17 protein-coding genes are annotated in these 17,253 nt (G+C 69.9%); 2 read left to right on the top strand and 15 right to left on the bottom strand.

All coding sequences use genetic code 11. From position 1 onward, the window contains the following. Positions 1 to 12: 12 nt before the first annotated feature. From aroB to ACWGID_RS35635, 4 genes are read right to left on the bottom strand one after another with little or no spacing between them, the layout of a single operon-like run. Complete coding sequence (aroB, locus tag ACWGID_RS35650) at positions 13 to 1,101, bottom strand: 3-dehydroquinate synthase (protein WP_452203754.1); 1,089 nt, start codon at positions 1,099 to 1,101, stop codon at positions 13 to 15. After that, positions 1,098 to 1,598: a shikimate kinase gene (locus tag ACWGID_RS35645; protein WP_452203753.1), complete on the bottom strand. Its 501-nt coding sequence runs from the start codon at positions 1,596 to 1,598 to the stop codon at positions 1,098 to 1,100. Before ACWGID_RS35645 ends, aroB begins: the two co-directional genes overlap by 4 nt. Continuing rightward, positions 1,595 to 2,794, bottom strand: coding sequence for a chorismate synthase (gene aroC, locus ACWGID_RS35640; protein WP_452203752.1), 1,200 nt, complete (start codon positions 2,792 to 2,794; stop codon positions 1,595 to 1,597). The genes ACWGID_RS35645 and aroC overlap by 4 nt, the downstream gene beginning before the upstream one ends. A gap of 50 nt (positions 2,795 to 2,844) precedes the next feature. After that, on the bottom strand, positions 2,845 to 3,048 hold the full coding sequence (locus ACWGID_RS35635) for a hypothetical protein (protein WP_387785222.1): 204 nt from the start codon (positions 3,046 to 3,048) through the stop codon (positions 2,845 to 2,847). A 125-nt stretch (positions 3,049 to 3,173) separates the two neighbouring features. On the opposite strand from ACWGID_RS35635, the gene ACWGID_RS35630 reads away from it, so the two are divergent. Continuing rightward, positions 3,174 to 4,286 carry an ADP-ribosylglycohydrolase family protein gene (locus ACWGID_RS35630; RefSeq protein ID WP_452203751.1) on the top strand — a complete coding sequence of 371 codons (1,113 nt, stop codon included), beginning with the start codon at positions 3,174 to 3,176 and terminating at the stop codon, positions 4,284 to 4,286. Here ACWGID_RS35630 and ACWGID_RS35625 read toward each other — a convergent pair whose 3' ends face one another. The 10 genes from ACWGID_RS35625 to ACWGID_RS35580 form a co-directional block, all read right to left on the bottom strand. Beyond that, the gene (locus ACWGID_RS35625) at positions 4,287 to 5,873 is read right to left on the bottom strand and encodes an FAD-dependent oxidoreductase (RefSeq protein ID WP_452203750.1); all 1,587 of its coding nucleotides are present in this window, start codon (positions 5,871 to 5,873) and stop codon (positions 4,287 to 4,289) included. Between the two features lie 89 nt (positions 5,874 to 5,962). Continuing rightward, positions 5,963 to 6,670 (bottom strand): prepilin peptidase, encoded by a 708-nt coding sequence (locus tag ACWGID_RS35620; protein WP_452203749.1) that lies wholly within the window; start codon positions 6,668 to 6,670, stop codon positions 5,963 to 5,965. 11 nt (positions 6,671 to 6,681) lie between these two features. Beyond that, positions 6,682 to 7,731 carry a DUF2330 domain-containing protein gene (locus ACWGID_RS35615; protein ID WP_452203748.1) on the bottom strand — a complete coding sequence of 350 codons (1,050 nt, stop codon included), beginning with the start codon at positions 7,729 to 7,731 and terminating at the stop codon, positions 6,682 to 6,684. Between the two features lie 13 nt (positions 7,732 to 7,744). After that, on the bottom strand, positions 7,745 to 9,301 hold the full coding sequence (locus ACWGID_RS35610) for an FAD-binding protein (protein WP_452203747.1): 1,557 nt from the start codon (positions 9,299 to 9,301) through the stop codon (positions 7,745 to 7,747). Continuing rightward, a complete protein-coding gene (locus ACWGID_RS35605) occupies positions 9,288 to 10,109 on the bottom strand; it encodes a shikimate dehydrogenase (RefSeq protein ID WP_452203746.1) in 822 nt (273 codons plus the stop codon). The genes ACWGID_RS35610 and ACWGID_RS35605 overlap by 14 nt, the downstream gene beginning before the upstream one ends. A gap of 2 nt (positions 10,110 to 10,111) precedes the next feature. Next, a complete protein-coding gene (gene mltG, locus ACWGID_RS35600) occupies positions 10,112 to 11,302 on the bottom strand; it encodes an endolytic transglycosylase MltG (protein WP_452203745.1) in 1,191 nt (396 codons plus the stop codon). 11 nt (positions 11,303 to 11,313) lie between these two features. Then, entirely contained in the window at positions 11,314 to 11,772 is a 459-nt protein-coding gene (gene ruvX, locus ACWGID_RS35595; protein ID WP_387785239.1) for a Holliday junction resolvase RuvX, read from the bottom strand. A gap of 60 nt (positions 11,773 to 11,832) precedes the next feature. Beyond that, positions 11,833 to 14,502, bottom strand: a complete 2,670-nt coding sequence (gene alaS, locus ACWGID_RS35590) for an alanine--tRNA ligase (RefSeq protein WP_452203744.1) — start codon at positions 14,500 to 14,502, stop codon at positions 11,833 to 11,835. A gap of 5 nt (positions 14,503 to 14,507) precedes the next feature. After that, positions 14,508 to 14,744 (bottom strand): DUF6167 family protein, encoded by a 237-nt coding sequence (locus tag ACWGID_RS35585; RefSeq protein ID WP_452203743.1) that lies wholly within the window; start codon positions 14,742 to 14,744, stop codon positions 14,508 to 14,510. Further along, positions 14,741 to 15,151, bottom strand: a complete 411-nt coding sequence (locus ACWGID_RS35580) for a DUF948 domain-containing protein (RefSeq protein WP_130388436.1) — start codon at positions 15,149 to 15,151, stop codon at positions 14,741 to 14,743. The genes ACWGID_RS35585 and ACWGID_RS35580 overlap by 4 nt, the downstream gene beginning before the upstream one ends. A gap of 178 nt (positions 15,152 to 15,329) precedes the next feature. Here ACWGID_RS35580 and ACWGID_RS35575 point away from each other — a divergent pair, with 178 nt between their 5' ends. Then, on the top strand, positions 15,330 to 15,923 hold the full coding sequence (locus ACWGID_RS35575) for a hypothetical protein (RefSeq protein ID WP_452203742.1): 594 nt from the start codon (positions 15,330 to 15,332) through the stop codon (positions 15,921 to 15,923). 401 nt (positions 15,924 to 16,324) lie between these two features. On the opposite strand, the gene ACWGID_RS35570 is transcribed toward ACWGID_RS35575, so the two are convergent. Then, on the bottom strand, positions 16,325 to 17,253 hold a 929-nt coding region (locus ACWGID_RS35570), incomplete at its 5' end, for an AAA family ATPase (protein ID WP_452203741.1).

The following is a 17,253-nucleotide window of genomic DNA, read 5'->3' as shown; positions in this document are numbered from 1 at the left end:
GTTTCCAGAACCCTAACTGATCTCGCCGTACGCCGCGACCAGGAGGCTCGGGTCGGGCGCTTCGAGGATGGTGGGCTTGGCCAGGGCGTCGAGGACGACGAAGCGGAGGCGGTCGGCCCGGGTTTTCTTGTCGAGCTTCATCGCGTCCTGCAGGTGCGGCCAGGCGTCGGCGCGGTAGCTGACCGGCAGGCCGAGCGACTCCAGGACGGCGCGGTGCCGGTCGGCGGTCGGGTCGTCGAGCCGGCCGGCCGCGCGGGCCAACTCTGCGACGAAGACCATGCCGATGCTGATGGCGGCGCCGTGCCGCCACTTGTACCGCTCGGTGCGCTCGATCGCGTGGCCGAGGGTGTGCCCGTAATTCAGCGCCTCGCGACCGATCTGCCCGCCGGCGGTCGTGGTCCGTTCGCGCAGGTCCGCGCCGACAGTGTCGGCCTTCACCTGGATCGAGCGCGCGATCAGTTCCTCGGTCGCGCCGTACGACGGGCTCGTGGCGCCGGCCGGATCCTTCTCGACCAGGTCCAGGATCACCGGGTCGGCGATGAACCCGCACTTCACGACCTCGGCGAGACCGCTGACGTAGTCGTTCTTCGGCAGGCTTTCCAGCGCGGCCAGGTCGCAGAGCACACCGGCCGGCTCCCAGAACGCGCCGACCAGGTTCTTGCCCTCGGCGGTGTTGATGCCGGTCTTGCCGCCGACCGCCGCGTCGACCATGCCGAGCAGGGTGGTCGGGATGTGCACGACCTTGACGCCGCGCAGCCAGGTCGCCGCGACGAACCCGGCGAGGTCGGTCGTTGTCCCGCCACCGACGCTGACGATCGCGTCCGAGCGAGTGAACCCGGCCTGACCGAGGACGGACCAGCAGTACGCCAGCACCTCGGCGGTCTTCGCGTCCTCGGCGTCCGGGATCTCGATCGCGTGCGCGGTGAAACCGGACGCGGTCAGGTCGTCGCGGATCGCGTCACCGGTCTCGCGGAGCGCCCGCGGGTGGATCACGGCGACCCGCTGCGTGCCCTCACCGAGCAGTGCCGGCAGCTCACCGAGCAGGTTGTTGCCGATGACAACGTCGTACGGCGCGGCCGCCTCGACGCGAATCCTCGTCACGAGAGGTGCTCCAGGATCTCGTCGGCGATCTGCTCCGGGGTCTTGTCGTCGGTCAGCACGGTCTGCTTGGCGACTTCGCCGTACAGCGGGCGGCGGGCCTCCATCAGGTTCCGCAGCTGGGTGCGAACGTTGCCGAGCAGCAGCGGGCGGGCGACGCCGAGGCCGACGCGCTTCACCGCCTCTCCAAGGCTCACGTCCAGGAAGACCACGTGGTGCCCGGCCAGGTCGGCGCGGGTGCCGGCGTCGAGGATCGCGCCGCCGCCGAGCGACAGCACCTCGCCGTCGTCCTGCAGTGCGGTCGCGATCGCGGACCGCTCGAGCTTACGGAAGTGCGCCTCGCCCTCGTCGACGAAGATGTCCGAGATCGGCTTACCCGCCTCGGCCTCGATGTCGGTGTCCGTGTCGCGGTGCCGCGCGCCGAGCCGCTCGGACAGCACCGCCGCGACAGTGGACTTACCCGATCCGGGCGGGCCGACCAGGACGACGACCGGGCTCACTCCCACTCCCGCGGGGTGATGGTGGTCGGCAGGTTGGCCAGGTAGGACTGGTGGTTGCGCGCGGTCTCGGGGACCGAGTCGCCGCCGAACTTCTCCAGCGAGACCTCGGCCAGCACCAACGCGACCATCGCCTCGGCGACGATCCCGGCCGCCGGTACGGCGCAGACGTCCGAGCGCTGGTGATGCGCGGACGCGGCCTCGCCGGTCGCGGTGTCGATCGTGCGCAGCGCCCGCGGCACGGTCGCGATCGGCTTCATCGCGGCGCGCACCCGGAGCGTCTCGCCGGTGCTCATACCGCCCTCGGTTCCGCCCGAGCGACCGCTGGTGCGGCGGACCGAACCGTCCTCGGCGACGATCTCGTCGTGCGCCTGCGAACCCGGCGTCCGGGCCAGCTCGAAGCCGTCACCGAGCTCGACACCCTTGATCGCCTGGATCCCCATCAGGGCGCCGGCCAGCTTGGAGTCGAGGCGGCGGTCCCAGTGCACGTAGCTGCCGAGACCCGGCGGGAGACCGTCGACGACGACCTCAACAACGCCACCGAGGGTGTCGCCGGCCTTCTGCGCGGCGTCGATCTCGGCGACCATCTGCTTGCTCGCGTCGGCGTCCAGGCAGCGCACCGGGTCCGCGTCCAGCTTCGCGACGTCGGAGTACGCCGGGATCACGCCGTACGGCGCCTTGACGGTGCCGAGCTCGACGACGTGGCTGACGATCGTCACGCCGTACGCCTGGCGAAGGAAGCGGGCGGCGACCTCGCCGAGCGCGACCCGGGCCGCGGTCTCCCGGGCGCTGGCGCGCTCGAGCACCGGGCGGGCCTCGTCGAAGCCGTACTTCTGCATGCCGGCCAGATCGGCGTGACCGGGGCGCGGACGGGTCAGCGGCGCGTTCCGGGCCAGGCCGGCGAGCGTCTCGGCGTCGACCGGGTCGGCGCTCATCACCTGCTCCCACTTCGGCCACTCGGTGTTCCCGACCTGGACGGCGACCGGGCTGCCGAGGGTGAGCCCGTGGCGGAAGCCGCCGAGGAACGTCACCTCGTCCCGCTCGAACTTCATCCGGGCACCCCGGCCGTAGCCGAGACGCCGACGGGCCAGGGCGTCGGCCACGTCATCAGTGGTGACCTGAACCCCGGCAGGGAGACCTTCGAGTACGGCGACGAGCGCTTGTCCGTGCGACTCGCCGGCGGTGAGCCAGCGCAGCATGCCGCTGATTCTTCCACGCCCGGCTCACCCCACGGACAGCGGTCTCAGACTCAGCGGCAGGTCTGGCTCTCCTGGGTGTTCAGCCCGTGACGGACGGAGAGCACCATGTCGAAGGTCTTGATGATCGGAGAGTCCGCGCAGCTGGTGCTGGCGCTGGCCGCCTGACCGCCGGCGATCGCGGCGCCCGTGAGCGCGGTGGTGGCGAGGGCCGCCATGGCCAGGCGCCCTGCGGTACGACGGAATCGGGTGGTCATCGTGAACTCCTCCGAAGAACTGGTTGCCTTGTACCAACGACACTAGAGGCCGGAGGCTCCGCACGAACTGGCCTCAGATCCCGTCTTGGGGGTAGCGCTGGCACCACCCCCGATAGGGTCCAAGGGTGAACCGTGAGGCGGAGGAGACGTGGCGCGGGCGGGTGCGGGGGTGCCTGCTGGGTGGGGCGATCGGGGACGCGCTGGGTGGACCGGTGGAGTTCCAGGACGGTCGCTCGATCGTCGGGAAGTACCCGGACGGGGTGCGCGAGTACGTCGACGGCGGGGCCGGTTGGCCGCCGGGGACGATCACCGACGACACCCAGATGACGTTGTTCACCGTCGAGGGGCTGATCCGCGCGAGCGTGCGGAGCGACCGCGGGACCGGTTTCACGGTGGCCGTCGTGCAGCACGCGTACGACCGGTGGCTGGACACGCAGACGTTGCCCGGTCCGAGCGGCGAGCGGGACGGCTGGCTGCAGGCTGAGCAGTGGCTGTACGCGCGGCGCGCACCGGGCAACACGTGTTTGACCGCGCTCACGCAGGCCCGCAAGGGCGAGCCGCGCATCCCCCAGTTCGGCGCGTTGGCGGTGAACGACTCGAAGGGGTGCGGTGGAGTCATGCGGGTGGCGCCGTTCGGGCTGCTCCCCCAGTTCCCGGTCGACTGGTTGTTCGACTCGGCCGCGGACGCCGCCGGGTACACGCACGGCCACCCGAGCGGGAAGCTCGCGTCCGGCGCTCTCGCCGCGATCGTCCACGAGCTCTGTACGGGCGCCTCCCTGAACGACGCCCTCGACCGCGCGACTGCCCTTCTGGTCCAGCGCGAGGGCCACGACGAGACCAGTACGGCGCTCGCGCTCGCCCGGCACCTGGCCGCGACAGCACCCGCCGGCCCGGTCACGGTCGAGCGGCTCGGCGGCGGGTGGGTCGCCGAGGAAGCACTCGCGATCGCGGTCTTCGCGGCGCTCGCGTATCCGGAGCCCGACCAGGTCCTCGACGCGTTGGCGCTGGCCGTCACGCATTCGGGTGACAGCGACTCCACCGGCGCGATCTGCGGGAACATCCTCGGCGCCCTGCACGGCGAGACGGCTCTCCCCGCAGAGCTCGTCTTCGCCGTCGAGGGGCGCTCGGTCATCACCACGCTGGCCGATGACTTCGCGCTGGAGTTCACCCAGGGCAAGCGGCTGCACGGCGACTACGGCCCCCACACCGCGTGGAGCAGTCGCTACCCGGGCTGGTGACTACGCCGGCTCGATCGACAGCTTGTGGTGGAAGGTGTTGCGCGGGTCCCACTTCGCCTTGATCTGCTGCAGCCGCGGGTAGTTGCCGAGGTAGTACAGGTCGTGCCACGGCACCCCGGACTTGTTGTACGCCGGGTCCGCGAGGTCGGTGTCCGGGTAGTTGATGTACGAGCCGGCGTTGATCGCGTTCGGCACCGGTACGCCGCCGGTCTCGCGGTAGATCTCGCCGTACACCTTGCGCAGCCACGCGAGGTGCGTCGCGTCGTCGGTCGCGGCGTCCCACGCGGCCGCGAGCACCATCTTGCAGACCACGTCGCGTTGCGCGGACGCGGTCGCGTTCGACGCGACGGTGTTGACCTTGCCGCCGTACGGGACGAGCAGCAGGGACGAGCCCGGGCCCTTGTACGCCGCGTCGGTCAGGCCGCGGTACATCGCGAGGATCTGCTCGTCGGAGTAGCCCTTGCGCAGATAGCCGGCCTTGTACTTGCCGCGGTTCGGCGCCGGTGTCTCCGCGATCGACCGCTGCATCGTGGTGTGCAGGAACGGCCCGACGCCGGTGTCGATCACCTGCGGCTTGTTCTGTACGCCGGCCACCATCGCGGCGTTGAACGCGTTCATCAGCTCGGCCGAGTTCGGCGCGGCGGCGTCGATCTGGGTGGAGAGCAGGAACTGGCCCGCGCTGTTGTGCGTGAGGATGAACGGCGCGTAGAGCGTCGCGTACGGCGAGTCCGCGGTGTTGTGCTGCTCGAAGAACGTGAACCAGTTCCGCACCGTGCGGGTGAAGTCGGCCTGGGTGGTCTTCGACCAGTCGTACAGCAACAGGCTGGACCGCAGCGCCGCCGGTGCCTTGGGCAACGATTCGGCGGGCGTCCGGCCCGACGTACCGTTCGACCGCATCAGGTACCGCGTGACGACGCCGAAGTTCCCGCCGCCGCCTCCGGTGTGCGCCCACCAGAGGTCGCTGTGCGCGTTGTCGCGGGTCGCCACCACCGAACGCGCCCGGCCGCGGGCGTCGACGACCACGACCTCCACGCCGTACAGGTGGTCGACGACCGAGCCGTACTTGCGGGACAGCGGTCCGTACCCGCCGCCGCTGAAGTGACCGCCGACCCCGACCCCGAGGCAGCCGCCACCGGGTACGGTCACGCCCCAGCCGTAGAACAGCTCCTTGTACACGGTTTCGAGGATCGCGCCCGCGCCGATCGAGAAGGCCCGGTACCGCTGATCCCAGGTCACCTCGTCGTACGTCGACATGTCCAGCAACACCTCGATGTCGCTGGAGTCCACGAAGTCCTCGAAGCAGTGTCCACCGCCACGGACCGCGATCCGCTTGCCGCTACGGACCGCCTCCTGCACCGCCGCGACGGCGTCCTCGGTGGACCGGATCACCCGCGCGTACTCCGGCGTACCGACGAACCGCCGGTTCTGGCCGCGCTGGACGAGATCCTGGTACCGCGCGTCGCTCGGGCGGATCTGGTCACTGGAACCAACGCTCGGCGGAGCTGCTGCGTTCGCCGTCCCCGGTACGGCGAATGCGGCGCCCGCGACGGCGGTTCCGGCCAACAGACCACGACGACTGACTGGCATTGAGATTCCCTCCCAGAGTTCGAATACCTCGACCCTATGAAGCGGAGCGATCCCCGCACATCAACCATCTGGAGGAGTCCGGGACTCATCTATCCGGCGTACAGGTGCTCCAACGGCGCGCCGAGCAGCACGCCGGCCAGCGCCCCGACGAGCATGAACGGCCCGAACGGGACCATCTGTTTGCGGGTCATCACCTTGGCCGCGATCAGCACGATCCCGACCACGGCACCGAGGAAGAACCCGCCGTACAGACCGGAGACGAACTGTCCCCAGCCCAGCCAACCGAGCGCCAGCCCGAGCAAGCCGGACAGCCGGACGTCGCCGAACCCGACACCGCGCGGGAACGCGAACCACAGCACGTAGAACACCGCGAACCCGATCGCACCGGCGATCGCTGCCCGGCGCAACGAACTCCAGTCGCCGGTCGCCACCGCCGCGCCGAGCAGCGCGACACCGACGACGGCGTACGTCGGCCAGATGATCACCGATGGCAGGAAGCGCGTCCGAGCGTCGATGTACCCGAGCACTGCGCCGGCCACCGCGAGCAGCAGCCACGCGGGCAGTACGGCGTCCAGCCCGAGCATCCAGCCGAGCACTCCCCCGGCCACAGCCGCGAGCCCACCGCACCAGTACGCCGCGCTCCGGCCGGCCAGTGACGCGTACGGGACCTTGGTCTCGCCCTCGTCCAGCACGGGCTCCGGGATGCGGCGCATCAGCCAGGGCCCGAGGACAGCCGCCGCGGGTCCGCAGGCGACGACCCCGATCCCCGCAGCGAGCAACGCGTTGTCGGCCGGCACGATCCAGGAGCCTAGACGATGCGTTGGGCGGAGCGCCGTACCTGCGTCCGCGCGATCACCGCCGCGCCGCCGCCGATGAGCAGCAGTCCGCCGAAGATCACCCCGAGGGTGCTCCAGAACCCATGGTTCGTGGTGATCACCTCGACCCGTTGGAACTCGTCGTCAGTGGCCGCGGGCGCGAACGTGAAGTCGTCGGTGATCCGGCCCGGCTCGCGGTAGGTGACCGTGTACGCGGTCAGGAAGTCGGCCGGCTTCGTCAGCGTCGCGTCATCCTCGACCCGGCCCGCGAACAGCAGCTCGGGGCGGACGTCGGCGTCCGGGAGCTTGGTGGCGTCGACCCGGTGCTCGGCGGCGACGTACACCGTCACGGTCTGTGCGGTGGTCGCCCCCTTGCTCAGCCGCATCGGGTACACGATCCGGTCCGACGCGAACGTCAGCGCGAGCGGCGGGGTCGAGCCGATCAGCGACTCACCGTCCCGCTTCGGCGCGAGCTTGACCGCCACGATCTCCCACTTCTCCGACAGGTACGGCGTGAGGTTCGCCGCGAGTGTCGCGGGAACGACGTACCCGTTGGTGCGCAGCCAGTCGGTCACGGCCGCACCGCTCGAGCCGGTGAGCCGCGCGACCGCGAACGGCCCGAGCACCATCTGCTGCTGGACGTTCACCCCGCTCGCGGCCGGGGCGCCCGCGGAGTCGCCGCGGCCGCCCATGAGCCCCAGCCCGCGCCCGCGGAACGGCCAGTAGGTCGTCTTGGACACGATCTTCGGCCGCGTGATCCGGTCCAGCCGGTTGAACAGCGTGTCGTCGCCGAGCTCCACCTTCGCGGCGGCCGGCACCGGCATGATCCACGCGGCCTTCTTCGACGAGCCGTTGATCTCCATCGAGAGCGTGATCTTCTCGGTCCTGCCGGAGTACTGGACGAGCGCGTTCTCGCCGTACGAACGGGCCCGGGACTGGGCGTCCGGCATGAAGCCGCCGCAGGCGCAGGCCCAGGCAGGCGTCACCCCGGCAGCGACGAATCCAACAGCCAGCACGCCCGCGAGCACCCGCCAAAGTTTCACGGGCGAAGACTAGCTAAGCGAAGGTGTACGGCGTGTGGAAGAAGTTGCCCGGGTCGTACTTCCGCTTCGCGGCCTCCAGCTTCGCCACGCTGCCGCCGTAGTACGAACTCACCGCTCGTCCGGTCTCGAGGTAGTTCACGTAACCGCCGGCGGTGGCGGACCGGACGGCGCGGTGGCCGTTGGAGATGAAGGTCTGCGCGCTCTTGCCCTGCGACGACGAGTACCACTGGATCACGGCCAGCGCGCTGCGCCACGGCCACGCCGAGCCGCCCGCCGGCTGCTCCGTCGCCTGACCGCCGAGCGGGTCGAGGATCGCCGACGCCGGCGTTCGAGCCCGGGCCGCCGCCTTCACTGCGCCGAGCAGCGAGGTGATCGTTGCCGCGTCCATCGGTCCCTTGAGGACGTCGGAGCCGGCCTGGAACCCTTGGCGCGGACTCGTCGACCCACCGCCGAGGTACTTCACCGCTTCCATGTGTGACTTCACCGTGATCGAGCGAGACGACGCCTTCGCGCCGACGAACGACTCGAGCTGCGCGGCCGCCGCGTTCGCGTTGCCGGTGGTGGAGACACCGAGCACGTGGACCGACAACGTACCGTTGCTGTTGGCATCGATGTGCAGGTTGCCCCAGGACGTCGCCCGCGCGGTCTGGGCGAACTTCTGCCAGCCGCGGACGACGGCCGCCGCCTGCGACTCCGGCCAGCTCAGCCGGAAGAACCCGAGCTTGGTCCCCGGGATCGTCGCGAACTGGAACGACGTCACCACCCCGAGATTGCCACCGCCGCCGCCCCGCAGGGCCGCGAACAGGTCCGGCTCGGCGGACGCGCTGACCGTGTGCGCCTTCCCGTCCGCGGTGACGACGCCCATCGAGACGACCCGGTCACAGGTCAGCCCGAATGTGCGGGTGTGGATCCCCATGCCGCCGCCGAGCGTGAGGCCGGCGACACCGACGGTCGGGCAGGTCCCGGTCGGCAGTGAGCGGCCGTAACGGTCGAGGAACGCGTGCACGTCGTACAGGTGCGCGCCCGCGCCGACGGTGAGGACGCCGTTCGAGTAGCTCATGCCTTTGAGCGCGCCGACATCGACCTGCATGCCGTTGGCGATCGTCGACGCGCCGACGTACGAGTGCCCGCCGCTCTTCGGGACGAGCACGAGTTTGTTGGCGCGGGCGAAGTTGATCGCCTTCTGGACGTCGGCGGGGTTCGCGGCCTTGACCACGGCGGCCGGGCGGACGCTGTCCCAGCGCGGGTTGAAGAGCTGGTGCGCGGCGGCGTACCCGGACGAGGCCGGCAGGTAGAGGCGGCCCTGGAGCGAGCGGGCGAAGCTGTTCCAGTTCGGGACCGCGGACGTGAGCGTCGGGGCAGACGTACTGGGCGTGCTGCTCGGGGTCGAGCTCGGAGTGGTCGAGCTCGGCGCTGATGTGGTCGGTGTGTTCGACGTAGTGGCCGTAGCCGTCTGCGAAGGGCTCGTCGACCCCCCGGCGTCCTTCTTCGAGTTCCCACAACCGGCCAGCGTCACAGCGGCGGCGGCACCGCCGGCCTTCAGTACCGTACGGCGGTCAAGCAGGCTCACGATCCCCCAACTCCTCACGAGCAGCCGTTCTCATGGCCGCCAGAGGAGCCGGCGACCTACCCGTCATCATCTCCACTTGGAGGGTCGCCTGATGCACGAGTAGGTCAAGTCCGTTCAACAGCTCGGTACCGATCCGGTGCGCCGCGATCGCGAGCTTGGTCGGCCACGGGTGATACGCGACGTCGAACACCACCGGCGCGACGCCGGCGAAGTGCTCTGCCCACGGGTCGACCGCGCCGCCGGGCAGCGTCGACACGCACAGGTCGAAGCCGCCGATCTGCTCGACCTGGGTGAAGTCGGCGACCGACGTCCGGAGCTCCAGCTCCGCGGCCAGGTCCCGCAACCGCTCCGCCTTCGAGAGGTCCCGGACGACGAGGGTCACCTCGCTGACCCGCAGCCCACGCAGCGCCGCCAGCGTCGACGCCGCGGTCGCACCGCCACCGATCACGACCGCCGTCTCGGCCGCCGTGATCCCCCGCTCGGCGAACGCGTTCACCAGCCCGGGTACGTCGGTGTTGTGCGCGGACCGGGATCCGTCGGGCTCGAACAGCATCGTGTTCGCCGCACCGATCAGCTCCGCCACGGGATCGACGGTGTCGACCAGGTCCAGCGCCACCCGCTTCAACGGCATCGTCAGCGACAGCCCACGGACGTCGTCACCGAGCGACGCGACGAACCCGCGCAGCTCGTCCTCCTCGACCTCGAACGCGTCGTAGGTCCAGTCCATCCCGAGCGCGGCGTACGCCGCCCGGTGCATCGCCGGGGACAACGAGTGCGCGATCGGCGAACCCAGCACAAGACACCGCATGATCAGCAGCGACCCTTGTGGGCCTGGCACCAGGTCTGGAACTTCGCCACGTTGGCCTGGTGTTCGGCGTACGTGGTCGCGAACGCGGTCTCGCCGGTGTCCAGGTTGACCAGCGTGAAGTACTTCCACGATCCCGGCGCCGGGTTGATCGCCGCGCTGAGCTGCTCGCGGGTCGGCGAGTTGATCGGCGTCGGCGGCAGGCCCTTGTGGTTGTAGGTGTTGAACGGCGAGGTGTTCTTGCGCTGCTCGGGCGTCGTGAACACGCCGCCGTCCTTGCCGACCACGTAGTGCACCGTCGAGTCCATCCCCAGGTACATCCCGGCCGCCATCCGGTTGTAGATCACCCGCGCGACCTTCGCGTAGTCCGCCGGTTTGTTGGTCTCGGCACCGATGATGCTGGCGACGATCACCGCCTGGTACGGGTCCAGACCCTTGCGGGACGCGCTGTTCGCCAGGTCCAGCGACGACGCGGCCTTCGCGTAGTTCGCCGTCATCATCTTCAGCATCGAGACCGCCGTCGCGCCCTTCGGCACGTCGTACGTGCCCGGGAACAGGAAGCCCTCGGCGCTGTTGTGCGCGTACGACGGGAGACCGAGCGTGGCGGGCTTGGCCAGCGCGCCCGCGACGGAACCGCTCGGCAGCTTGAGCTTCGGGTTCTGCAGGATCAGCGCGACCTCGGCCATCGTCTTGCCGGCCGGGACGCTGAACCGGGTGATCCGGACCGACTGCGCGGTGTTCAGCATCAGCTCGAGCGCGGCCTTGGCCGACATGTGCTTGCGCAGCGTGTACGTCGCGGCCTGAATCTGCAAGGCCCGCGGATCGTCGCGGGCCGCCCGCTCGAAGGCGCGGGCGCTCTTCACGACTTCCTTCTTCTCGAGCGTGTCCGCGATCGAGCTGGAGCCTTGGCCGTTGGAGATCTCCACGATCACCGTGCCGGTGCCCTGCCCTGAGTAGTCGGGCGCGGAGAACACGTTCGCGAGGGCGTCCTTGCCCTTGCCGAAGCCGACCACGGCACCGGCCACGATCGCGCCGACGACGAGCAGCGAGATCAGTCCGGCGAAGCAGCCGAAGGCGCGGCGGCCACGGGCCCGGCGCCGGTTGGCCCGGCGCTCCACCCGCGTCTCGGCCCGCAGGCCGAGCCCGCTGCCCAGATCGTCGCGTTGCTCCTCGCCCTCGTCGACATCTTGGTCCACCGATGGTCCGTTCACAGGGGCCTCCCGGGTGGGTTGCCGGTCTCGCGCTCGAGGTCGAGCGCATGTTGCAGAATCACGACCGCCGCGGCCTGGTCGACCACCGCGCGCCGTTTGGAGCCTTTCTTTCCCCGTTCCCGCAGCATCCGTTCGGCGGTGACGGTGGTGAACCGCTCGTCCACCAGCCGCACCGTCGTCCCCGAGTTGTTCACGTGCACCTTGTCCCGCACCTGCTCCGCCGTTTCCCGGATCTTCACCGCGGCCGGTCCCTCGCCCCCCGACAGGGAACGCGGCAGGCCGACCACGATCTCGAACGCCTCCAGTTCGGCGGCGAGTGCGGCGATCCTATCCAGATCTCCCGGCCCGCGGCGGACAGTCTCCACAGGCGTGGCGAGGATTCCGTGCGGATCGCTGCTCGCGACGCCGATCCGGGCGTCGCCGATGTCCAGGGCGATCCGCACTCCCGTTCTCATCTGCACTGTCTCACAGTCGGGCTCACAGCCAGCGCTGCGTGATCGGTGCGAAACCGTCGGTCAACCGGTCACCTGGTGCCCGATCGCGTGCTCGACGGCACTCAGCGCGTCGCCGGCACCGGCCGGATCCGTACCGCCACCTTGCGCGACATCGTCCTTGCCACCGCCCCGGCCACCGAGCTTCTCGGCCGCGACCCGGACCAGGTCGCCGGCCTTCAGCCGCCACTCGCGGGCGGTGTCGTTGAGCGCGACCACCACGCCGGGCTTGCCGTCGTTGACGCTCAGCACCGCGACCACGGCGGGCTTGTCGTTGCCCAACCGGCCGCGGACGTCGAGCGCCAGCTTGCGCAGGTCGCCGCCGTTCACGCCGTCGGGCGCGCGATGACCGACGTACTGGACGCCGAAGACGTCCTTCGGGTTGGCCGCCAGCTCACCCGCGGCCTGCAGCACCTGCGCGGCGCGGACCTTCTCGAGCTCCTTCTCGGCGGCGCGCAACCGCTCCGACAGGTCGGCGACCTTCGCGGGCAGCTCCTCCGGCCGGGTCTTCAGGTTCTCGCTGAGCAGCCGGACCAGCGCCCGCTCGCGGCCGAGGAAGTGCAGCGCCTCCATGCCGACGAACGCCTCGATCCGGCGCACGCCCGCGCCGACCGACGACTCGCCGGTGACAGTCACCGCGCCGACCTGCGACGAGTGCTTCACGTGCGTGCCACCACAGAGCTCACGCGACCACGGGCCACCGATCTCGACCACGCGGACCTGCTCGTCGTACGTCTCGCCGAACAGCGCCAGCGCACCCCAGTCCCGGGCCTCCGGGAGCGTCATGTACTGCGCCGACACCGGCAGGTCCTGCCGTACGGCGAGGTTCGCGACCTCTTCGATCTCGGACCGGGTGGCCGCGTCGAGCGCCGACGACCAGGCGAAGTCGAGCCGCAGGTAACCGGGCTTGTTGTACGAACCGCTCTGCAACGCGTTCGGGCCGAGCACCTGGCGCAGCGCGGCGTGCACGACGTGCGTCCCGGAGTGCGCCTGGCAGGCCGAGACCCGCCACTCGTGGTCGACCGCGGCGTGCACATCGGTCCCGGGACGCAGTACGCCCTCGAGGATCTCGACCTTGTGCACGACCAGGCCCTTGACCGGCCGCTGCACGTCGAGCACGTTCAGCTTCAGGCCGTCACCGATGATCAGGCCCTCGTCCGCGATCTGGCCACCGGACTCGGCGTAGAACGGGGTCTTCTCCAGCACGACCTCGACGGTCTCGCCCTGCTCGGCGAACGAGGCGACCGCACCGTCACGGAGCAGACCGCGGACCTGCGAGTCCGTCGCCAGCTCCTGGTACCCGGTGAACTCGGTGACGCCCTTCTCGCGCAGCTCCCGGTACCCCGAGGTGTCCGCGTGACCGGCCTTCTTGGCGCGGGCGTCCGCCTTGGCACGCTCGCGCTGCTCCTTCATCAGGGAGCGGAAGCCCTCGGTGTCGACGTTCAGGCCCTGCTCGGCCGCCATCTCGACGGTCAGGTCGATCGGGAAGCCGTACGTGTCGTGCAGCTGGAAGGCCTTCGCGCCCTCGAGCTGGTGCGCCCCAGAGGCCTTGGTGTCGCGCACCGCCACGTCGAAGATCGTCGTACCGGCTGTGAGGGTACGGCGGAACGCCTCCTCCTCGGCGTACGCGACCTGGCTGATCCGGCCGAAGTCGGGCTCGAGCTCCGGGTACGACTTCTTCATCTGCTCGAGGCTCACCGGGAGCAGCTCGACCAGGCTCGGGTCCTCGTAGCCCAGCAGCCGCATCGAGCGGATCGCGCGGCGCAGCAGCCGGCGCAGGACGTACCCGCCCTGCTCGTTGCCCGGGGTGACGCCGTCACCGATCAGCATCAGCGCACTGCGGACGTGGTCCGCGACAACCCGGAACCGGACGTCGTCGACGTGTTCGGCGCCGTACTTGCGGCCGCTCAGCTCCGACGCGCGCTCGATCACCGGGTAGATCTCGTCGATCTCGTACATGTTGTCGACGCCCTGCAGCAGGTAGGCCACCCGCTCCAGGCCGAGACCGGTGTCGATGTTCTTCTTCGGCAGCTCGCCGAGGATCGGGTAGCCCTCCTTGCCGCCACCCTCGCCGCGGATGTTCTGCATGAAGACCAGGTTCCAGAACTCCAGGTAGCGGTCGCCCGCCTCCCAGTCCCGGTCGGCGCCGAACTCCGGGCCGCGGTCGATCAGGATCTCCGAACACGGGCCGCACGGACCCGGGATCCCCATCGACCAGAAGTTGTCCTTCATGCCGAGTCGGACGATCCGGTCGTCCGGCAGGCCGGCGACCCGCTTCCAGAGCTCGATCGCCTCGTCGTCGTCGTAGTACACCGAGGCGTACAGGACGGACTCGTCGAAGCCGTAACCGCCCTCGTTCTGCGGTTTGGTCACCAGCTCCCAGGCGTACTCGATGGCCTTCTCCTTGAAGTAATCGCCGAAGGAGAAGTTGCCGTTCATCTGGAAGAACGTGCCGTGCCGGGTGGTCTTGCCGACCTCGTCGATGTCGAGCGTCCGCACGCATTTCTGCACGCTCGTCGCGCGCGGGTACGGCGGGGTCTGCTGGCCGACGAAGTACGGCACGAACTGGGCCATGCCGGCGACGTTGAAGAGCAGGTTCGGGTCCGGCGACGGCAGCGGCGCGCTCGGCACCACGGTGTGGCCCCGGTCCTCGAAGTACTGCAGGAACCGCCGCCTGATCTCACTGGTTTCCATGGGTGTTACCGGTAGTCCTCACGATCGTTGGTGTTCTCAATACCCAGCGCGTCCCGCAGCTCGGTCTCCCGCTCGGCCATGCCCTCGCGGACCTGGTCGCCGAAGTGCCGGACTGCGGCGGCCAGCTTGGCCGTGGACTCCTGGACACTCTCCGGAGCGAGGATCTGGACCCGCTTCTTCAGCCGGGTCACGGCGTACACGCCGACGGCGATCCCGATGATCAGCCAGAAGATCCGCTTCACCGCTTCCGCGCCTTCCGCTCGGCCTTCATCTCTTCCTTGACGCGCCTGGACACGTCCTTGCGCTGCTGCTCACCGAGCGCCCGGCGGACGCCGTAGGTGAACGCGGCCGCCTTCACCAGCGGGCCACCCGCCGTCGCCGAGAACAGCGACATCAACGCGGCCGCGTTGGTCGTCACGGTGGTCGCGTTGTCGGTGATGGTGTCCACCTTCGCCAGCTGGGCGTTGGTGGTGGCCACGGTGGTGGTCACCTCGCCGAGCAGCGGGACACTGGAGTCGGAGACGCCCTTGACCATGATCCGGGTCTCGTCGAACACCTTGCCGAGCTTCAGGATCGGATAGGCCAGCAGGCCTACCAGGATGAGCAGCGCGCAGGCAGCTATCAGCCCCGCGACTTCACCGACGCTCATGGAAAACGATCCACCTTCCCGTAGCGACTCCGTGCGACCTTGTGGACCGCCCGACCTTATCGCGGGCAATAGCGCACTCCGCTTCAGGACACCATCCCGCACATCACAGTCGCTCACCAAACCGGGTCAGTTACCGGATGAATCGTCCGTTTGGGTGTGTTGCGGCGGGATCGGGAGGGTGGGAGTCACGGTGCCGGTGATGATCGGTATGCCGGGCAGCGTGGGGAGGGTCGGAAGGGTCGGGGTCGCCGGGATCGTGGCGGTCGTCGGCGGGGTGGCCGGGGTGGCTGGCGTGGATGGCGTGGATGGCGTGGTCGGGGTCGTTGGTGTGGTCGCTGTCGTCGTCGGGGTCGACGGTTTCGGTGTGCTGGGCTTGGGCGTGCTGGGTTTCGGCGTACTGGGTTTCGGAGTCGTCGGGGTCGGCGTCGAGGGCTTGGCGGTCGTCGTCGCGGTGCTCGTCGTCTTCGGGGGCGTCGTCGGTGTTGTCTTCGGGAGCGTCGACTGGGTCGTCTTCGGGGTGGTTGGCGTCGGCGAGGTCGTGGTCGACGTCGTGGTCCCGGAGCTCTGCCCCGCGGAGTCGGAACTCGCGCGGTCCGAGGCCTGGATCCACCACGGTGTGGTGGGATCGGTAGCGGTCGCCGACGGGGTCGCCGGGATCGGGACGAGCGGCTTACCGACCGGCGAAGGCGGGCGGCCGTTCGATCGCGACGTACTCTCGCTGAGGCCGGCCTCGGGGGTGGACTCGGCCGACGGGGTCTGGGCCTGGGTCTGACTGCGGGCCGGGTCGGTGGATCCGAACGGGACGAAGTACGCGAATCCCGCAACGCTCACCAGAGCTGCGGCTCCGATGCCCAACTTCATCATCGGGGGACGCCGGCGGATGTGCCTCGGACTGGGGTGACTCACAACTGAACCTTTCGCCCCCAGGCCGTCAGGCAGCCTACCCAGTCGAACGCTTCAGTCGAAGCTCACCATCAGTACCCGACCGGCGCCGCCCGGTGTGCGTCCCGTCCCTGGGTACGCCGCAATCACCGCCCTACCAGCGCAAACGCCGCGGCCGGTCGCCGTCCGTGAACAGCGTCCTGGCCCCGATCGCGTGATTCTCCCGGTACGCAGAGGCGACGATCGTCCGTACTGCGAACACCCGCGTCCTCGCAGTACGACGATTTGCGGCTATTTGCGGTCTCGGAGGATCTTCCGGATGGCCGCGACCCGATCCGCGTACGCCGCTTCGCCGCCGCGCCGGGTCGGCGTGTAGTAGTCGGTGCCGTCGATCACGTCCGGGGCGTACTGCTGCGGAAGGACACCGCGCGGATCGTTGTGTGAGTACTGGTACGACGAGCCGTGGCCGATCTTCTTGGCGCCGGCATAGTGCGCGTCGCGCAGGTGTGGCGGAACCGGGCCGACCTTGCCGGCCTTCACGTCCGCGATCGCCGCGTCGACGGCCATGATCACCGCGTTGGACTTCGGCGCGAGCGCGAGCGCGACGACCGCCTGGGCGAGGTTGATCCGCGCCTCCGGCATGCCGATCAACTGCACCGCCTCGGCGGCCGCGACCGCGACACCGAGCGCGGTCGGGTCGCCCATGCCGATGTCCTCACTCGCCGAGATCACCAGCCGGCGGGCGATGAACCGCGGGTCCTCCCCCGCCTCGATCATCCGGGCCAGGTAGTGCATGGCGGCGTCCACGTCCGAGCCGCGGATCGACTTGATCATCGCCGAGGTGACGTCGTAGTGCTGGTCACCGGCCCGGTCGTACCGCACCGCGGCGCGATCCACCGCCGTTTCCAGCGTGACCAGGTCGATCACCGCCGGCGTCGGTACCTCGTCCTCACCAGCAGACTCGGGGGCCGTGGCCGCCGCGAGCTTCAGCGCCTGTTCGTGCTTGGCGCGGGCTCCACCGGCCGCTGCTTCGAGGTACGTGAGGGCGCGACGGGCGTCTCCTCCGGCCATCCGCAGCAGGTGGTCGCGCGCATCGGCGGCCAGCTCGAACTCGCCGTTCAGCCCGCGCTCGTCGGTCAGCGCGCGGTCGAGCAGCATCGCGATGTCGTCGTCCGTCAGCGACTCCAGCGTGAGCAGCAGGCTGCGGGACAGCAGTGGCG

Source organism: Kribbella sp. NPDC054772 (genome assembly GCF_053611945.1).
Note: the sequence above shows the minus strand (reverse complement) of the source record. Positions and strands in the feature narration are given on the sequence as shown.